Raw genomic sequence first — 4304 nt, forward strand, 5'->3', positions numbered from 1 at the left:
AGGCGATCTGCGGTGACGAAAAGCCCTACAAGGCGTTCCCGTGGTTCTGGTCGAACCAGTACGACCTCAAGCTGCAGACCGCAGGCATCAACATGGGCTTCGACCAGACGGTGACGCGCGGCGACGTGGCGGGGCGCAGCTTCTCGGTCGTCTACCTCAAGCAGGGCAAGGTCGTGGCGCTGGACTGCGTGAACATGGTCAAGGACTACGTCCAGGGCCGCAAGCTGGTGGAAGCCGGCGCGACGCCTGATGTCGGGCGCCTCGCCGATGTGGGCGTGCCGCTAAAAGAGCTATTATAGCTTTCCATTGAACGGAGCAAAATTTATCAATCCGATCGGCACCCACGGCAAAGTGGTAGGGTCAGCGTTGCGGCGTACCGCCGATTGCGCCCCCGGGACCGTCGGAATCGAGCCGGCCGCCCGCCTAGATTTTCTGGAACGCGGCTTACGCCGTAACCTCCGCCGGGCATACTCGTCAATGGAATGCCGCGCCGCTTCCCCTTTAAGGCGCGCGGGGCAGGGCGCTTACAGCGGGCGGCGACCCTTTGCAGCCGCTTAAGCGGCGATCTACCGGTCCCAAGGTCCGGCGGATCTGCTTTCCCGTGCCCAGATGCCCAGATTAGCCGCCATTGGCCTTGCGGCGTTTGCCCGCGCCGATTGTTCTATGCAAATCTGACTAGATGCCTTCCGCAAGGCTCCTGCTCCAGCGTGATAGGCTTGCCAAGAAAACGCTGCGCCAGTTCGATGGCCGTAATGAGATGGCCGCTCGGCTTCACCGTGGTGAAGGCGCCGCCGCCTGCCAGAGCGAAGGGCAGCACCAGCTGGTCGGCAAGGTACGGGCCCGCGAAAGCCTGCGACGCGACGTAGCCTTTCAGGCGGCCTGCCGCCGTCTTGGCAAGCCGCTCGGCAGGCACGCCCAGCTGGCCGAAGCCGCTGGCGATCTCGGTCACGTGGGCCTTGCGCGCCTCGATCATGAGGATGACGCCGGGGCCCTGGTCGGGCGGAAGTTCGCGCACGGCGAAGGCGTCCTCGGGCCAGTCGGGCAGTTCCCTGCGCAGCCGCGCGATCATGCGTTCGGCGATCTCGAACGGCAGGCCGGTGAACAGCACTTGCGCCGATCCGCCGTCGAACCCGCCGCCTTCGAGGCATTCCAGCGGGGTGAGCGGGGTCGGGGTGATGTCCACCTCGATCCGCCCGCCGCCGCGCGGGTAGAAGCCGTGGCGGACGAGGCGCGCCTCTACCTTCGGGCCCATGAGGTTGATGACCGGCAGGAACGTGCGCTCGATGAAGTCGAACGGCGGGGCCAGCATGTTGTGGGTGCCGCCTTCCAGCACCAGGCGCGAAGGGCGGTCGGCCAGCGCCAGCGGCATCAGTACCGTCTGCAGGACAAGCCCGGTGCTGCCCGCGGTGCCCACGGCGAAGCGGTACTCTCCGGGCTGCACGGCGCCGGGGCGGAACTCCAGCGTGGCCGAGCCCACGGCAGCGCCGCCGACTTCGGCCCCGCCGATCCGCGCCGCTGCCTCCACGGCAGTAACGTGCTGGCGCATGAGCCCGGGCTTCGAGCGCCCGCCGCGCACATTGGTGATGCGAAAGGGCCTGCCGGTGACGAGCGAGAGCGCGCACGAATTGCGCACCACCTGCCCGCCGCCTTCACCTTCCGAACCGTCGATCTCGATCATGGTACTCTCTGATACTGGAGTGGCAGCCTGCGTGAAAGGGGATCACCCCTTCACGCAGACCACCTGCTTCAAGGTATGGACGATCTCGACCAGGTCGGCCTGGGCCGCCATCACCGCCTCGATCGGCTTGTAGGCGCGCGGCGTCTCGTCAATGACGCCTTCGTCCTTGCGGCATTCGACGCCCGCCGTATCGGCCACATGCTCCTCCAGCGAGACGAGCTTCTTCGCCTGCGTGCGGCTCATCACCCGGCCCGCCCCGTGCGAGCAGCTCTCGAAGCTCTCCGGGTTGCCGAGCCCGCGCACGATGAACGATTTCGCGCCCATCGAGCCCGGGATGATCCCCATCACCCCCTTCGCCGCCCGCACCGCGCCCTTGCGGGTGACGAGCACGTTCTCGCCGAAGTGGTTCTCCCGGCGAACGTAGTTGTGGTGGCAGTTCACCGCCTCCAGCTCCGCCTCGAAGGGTTTGGCGATCTGGCTGCGCAGGGCCGCGATCACGTTGCCCATCATCATCCGCCGATTGAGCGCGGCGAAGTCCTGCGCCCAGCCTACCGCCTCCACGTAATCGTCGAAGTGGTCGGTCCCTTCCGGGAAGTAGGCGAGATCCTCGTCAGGCAGGTTGATGTGCCACTTGCGCATGTCCTGCTTCGCCAGTTCGATGAAGAACGTGCCGATGGCGTTGCCCACCCCGCGCGATCCGGAATGCAGCATCACCCACACCCGCGCTTCTTCGTCGAGGCACAGCTCGATGAAGTGATTGCCGGTGCCCAGCGTGCCCAGATGCGTGAGGTTGTTGGTGTTCTTGAGGCGCGGATGCTTGTCGCACAGCCGCTCGAAGCGCACCGCGAGCGTGGCCCAGGCCTCGACGATTCCCGGCGGCGGCGCGCCCCAGGAACCATGGTCGCGCTTGCCGCGCCCCACAGAGCGCCCGTGCGGCACCGCCTGCTCGATGGCGGAGCGGATGGCCTCCAGGCTGTCGGGCAGGTCATGCGCCATCAGGGAGGTGCGCGCGGCCATCATGCCGCAGCCGATGTCCACGCCCACGGCGGCCGGGATCACCGCACCCTTGGTCGGGATCACCGAGCCCACGGTGGCGCCGATGCCGACATGAACGTCAGGCATGGCGGCAACATGGCGGAACACGAAGGGCATCTTCGCCGCACGGGCGAGCTGGTCGTGCGCCTTGTCATCCACGGGCACGCCGCGGGTCCACATCTTCACCGGCACGCCGCCCTCGACCTGCCGCAATTCGAAACTGGTGTCGGTCATGGCCGTACTCCTGAAATGCTCTTGCGGCGAAATGGAGGCGGCCGGCCCATTCCGGCCGCCCCGCTTTCGCCTGCTGTGCCGGGCTGTTCGACTGGCCCGGCGCAGATGGAAATGCACGGGGTGTGCCAAACTGGCGGCGACCATCGAGAATTTCTTGGGATCGGCGGAAAATCGGGCTTTCTCCGTGGCTATGGCGCGGCGTCCTGAAATCGAGAGAACCAGAATTTGTATATCACAGTATAAGTCATTATTATATGCGATCATGAAATCGCTTACCGTCATCGGCTTTCTCGGCTCCACTCTCGACGCTGCCAAGTTCGGCCCCTCGCGCTGGATGAAGTGGCGTCCCACGGTGTCGCTGACGATGCACGAGGACTTGCGCGTCGACCGCCTCGTGCTGATCCACGGCAGTGCCCACCGCCGCCTCGCCGAATACGTCAGCCAGGACATCGCCGACGTTTCGCCGGAAACCACGGTAGAGCGCCATGTCATCGACTTCGCCGACGCCTGGGATTTCGAGGAAGTCTACGGCAAGCTGCTCGACTTCACGCGCACCCTGCGGCTCGACCCCGAGGCGGAGGATGTGCTGGTCCACATCACCACCGGCACCCACGTCGCGCAGATCTGCCTGTTCCTGCTGACCGAGGCGCATTATCTGCCCGGCCGCCTGCTCCAGACGCAGCCGAGCCGCCGCGCCGACGCCACTGCGCCGGGCAGCTGGAGCGTCATCGACCTTGACCTGTCGCGCTACGATTCCATCGCCACCCGCTTCGCCGCCGACCGGCGCGAGGGCACCTCTTTCCTGAAGTCCGGGATAGAGACGCGCAATCCGGCCTTCAATGCCATGATCGACGAGATCGAGCAGGTCGCCTCGCGCACCCGCGCGCCGATCCTGCTGATGGGACCGACCGGCGCGGGCAAGAGCCAGCTTGCCCGTCGCATCCACGATCTCAAGAAGGTGAAGCGGCAGGTCGCGGGGCCGTTCGTCGAGGTCAACTGCGCCACCCTGCGCGGCGACGGCGCGATGTCGGCGCTGTTCGGGCATCGCAAGGGTGCCTTCACCGGGGCCGCGGCCGACCGCCCGGGACTGCTGCGCAGCGCCGATGGCGGCATGCTGTTCCTCGACGAGATCGGCGAACTCGGGCTCGACGAGCAGGCGATGATCCTGCGCGCGATCGAGGACCGGCGCTTCCTGCCGATGGGTGCGGACGCCGAAGTGAAGAGCGACTTTCAGCTGGAGACCCGCAAAAACCGGGTAATTTCTGGCGAAGCGGGCTGGTTTGATGACGTCGAGGCTTCGGGGCGCACCAAGGGCATCGTTCGGACCAATTTCCATCATGCCCGGCGTTGATTTCGC

4 protein-coding genes are annotated in these 4304 nt (G+C 66.3%); 2 read left to right on the forward strand and 2 right to left on the reverse strand.

The window, feature by feature from the left end; translation table 11 throughout:
• A partial coding sequence (locus V2S85_RS26760) for an oxidoreductase C-terminal domain-containing protein (protein ID WP_330705822.1) occupies window positions 1-299 on the forward strand: 299 nt, incomplete at its 5' end.
• Between the two features lie 362 nt (window positions 300-661).
• Here V2S85_RS26760 and rtcA read toward each other — a convergent pair.
• Together rtcA and V2S85_RS26770 are read right to left on the reverse strand one after the other, a co-directional pair.
• Window positions 662-1678 carry an RNA 3'-terminal phosphate cyclase gene (gene rtcA / locus V2S85_RS26765; protein WP_330705823.1) on the reverse strand — a complete coding sequence of 339 codons (1017 nt, stop codon included), beginning with the start codon at window positions 1676-1678 and terminating at the stop codon, window positions 662-664.
• A gap of 42 nt (window positions 1679-1720) precedes the next feature.
• Window positions 1721-2947, reverse strand: a complete 1227-nt coding sequence (locus V2S85_RS26770; RefSeq protein ID WP_330705824.1) for an RtcB family protein — start codon at window positions 2945-2947, stop codon at window positions 1721-1723.
• 262 nt (window positions 2948-3209) lie between these two features.
• On the opposite strand from V2S85_RS26770, the gene V2S85_RS26775 reads away from it, so the two are divergent.
• Entirely contained in the window at window positions 3210-4298 is a 1089-nt protein-coding gene (locus V2S85_RS26775) for an RNA repair transcriptional activator RtcR family protein (RefSeq protein ID WP_330705825.1), read from the forward strand.
• Window positions 4299-4304 lie beyond the last annotated feature (6 nt).

The sequence above is a fragment of the Novosphingobium resinovorum genome (assembly GCF_036352595.1).
In the GTDB taxonomy this organism is placed as follows: Bacteria; Pseudomonadota; Alphaproteobacteria; order Sphingomonadales; family Sphingomonadaceae; genus Novosphingobium; species Novosphingobium resinovorum_B.

Bases quoted from the DNA above. Each gene is read 5' to 3' on its own strand.
- rtcA (WP_330705823.1), bottom strand. From the start codon at position 1,678: ATGATCGAGATCGACGGTTCGGAAGGTGAAGGCGGCGGGCAGGTGGTG.
- V2S85_RS26770 (WP_330705824.1), bottom strand. From the start codon at position 2,947: ATGACCGACACCAGTTTCGAATTGCGGCAGGTCGAGGGCGGCGTGCCG.
- V2S85_RS26775 (WP_330705825.1), top strand. From the start codon at position 3,210: ATGAAATCGCTTACCGTCATCGGCTTTCTCGGCTCCACTCTCGACGCT.